This window comes from Lentzea sp. NPDC102401 (assembly GCF_044765805.1).
GTDB lineage: Bacteria > Actinomycetota > Actinomycetes > Mycobacteriales > Pseudonocardiaceae > Lentzea > Lentzea sokolovensis.
Genome location: NZ_JBIWKS010000037.1, coordinates 1 through 1,523, shown reverse-complemented (window position 1 = coordinate 1,523; position 1,523 = coordinate 1). Strand labels below are relative to the sequence as shown.

Here is a 1,523-nt window from a genome sequence, read left to right as displayed (position 1 = left end):
CAATACCGGTGACTTAGAGTGGTTTGCGCTGGTTGTTGGCTGAGGCGGTGCGGTGGTGCGGTGCGATCCGGACTGCCTCGGTGGGGTCGCGGGTGGGTTGGGGCCAGGTCAGATGTTCGGCGCGTTTGAGTTTGTAGTTGGACATCTTGCGTTTGACCACGCGGGGGTTGCTGCGTAGTCGCCGTCGAGGCAGGAGTCGGTCGAGGATCTCGCGGACCCCGTCGAGCAGTGCGCCTGCTAATCGGTCAGGGGGAAAACGCGGCCTGGGCGGTGGTCTGGCGGCGGGCCAGGCGCAGGGTGCGGATGAACGAGAGCCGGTCGGGGTCCAGGCCGGCGTCGGCGGCGGCGGTGTGCATCAGCGACCGGATCGCGTGATGCACCAACAGGTGCGCCCAGACCTCCTGCTCGACACCGTCGGGTGAACGGGAACGCAGGACCTGTCCGGGACCGCGTTGGTGGGTCTTGAGTTCGTCCAGCGCGGTCTCGATTTCCCAGCGTTGGCAGTACAACGCCGCAAGTTCGCGTGCCGGGGCCTTGCGGCGGTCGAGGATCGTGGTGATCAGCCGGTAGGGCGCGTCGTGTCCGGGGCGGGCGGGATCTTCCAGTGTGTACTCGACTACCCGCACCGTCACCGGATCGGCGCGCCGGTGGTGGTCGCCGTTGGCCACGATTTCCGACAGGTACGACCCGTCGGGCAACTCACGGCGCACCGGCAGCACGACATTGGCACGCACCCGCCACAACAGATCCGTCCCGTTCGCCGATGCCGCCCGCCACAACGGCAGCCCCGTGAACCCCCGGTCGGCGATCAGCAACTCGCCCTCGCCCAGGCCGGGGAACAACTCCCGGGCCAGGGTCGCCTCGGCTTTGGTGATCGGCCCCAGCGTGGCCGCGACGATGGCGTGGGTGCCGCACTCGGCCACGGCCACCACCCGCACCTGCGGAAAAGCCGCGCGGCCACCGCTCACCGCGGAACGGGCGCTGCCCGGACGCCCGAACCGCCCGGCGTTCTCCGGCGTGTCCGGCACGTCGAAGGTCGTGCCGTCGACCGCCAGCACCCGCCAGGTCCGATACCACGACCCCCGTGTCGCCGGCTCCGCCAACGGCCTCGCGACCTGCTCGAACAACGCCTTCAACGGCACCGCGCCCAGCTTGACCCGGGCACGGGAGATCGCCGCGGTGGTCGGCACCCGCCACGGCTTGGACCACCGCGCCGCCCACGACAACCCCTCGGTCAGCAACCGCGCGACCTCTTCGTAGCCCTGCCCCGAGAACAGACACATCGCCAGCACGAAGTAGACCACCACCCGCGGCGGCAGCAACCGATCACGCTGCCCCTCCCGACCGGCCTCCGCGATCACCCGATCCACCAACTCCGGCGGAAACGACCTGGTCAACAGGCCGATCGCGATCCGATCCGACAACCGGGCATCCGTATCGGGCTTGACCTGTCCAGGCCGCGGCATCCAGGCACCTCCTGAATGCTCAACTTACCGAACCAACCCTTAAGTCACCGGTATTGG

General features: G+C 68.9%; 1 protein-coding gene. It reads right to left on the bottom strand.

All coding sequences use genetic code 11. From position 1 onward, the window contains the following. Positions 1–245: 245 nt before the first annotated feature. Positions 246–1,466, bottom strand: a complete 1,221-nt coding sequence (locus ACIRG5_RS48365; protein ID WP_402918504.1) for an IS4 family transposase — start codon at positions 1,464–1,466, stop codon at positions 246–248. Positions 1,467–1,523: the final 57 nt, after the last annotated feature.

Coding starts and splice junctions, on each gene's coding strand:
- ACIRG5_RS48365 (WP_402918504.1), bottom strand. CDS start 1,466: ATGCCGCGGCCTGGACAGGTCAAGCCCGATACGGATGCCCGGTTGTCG.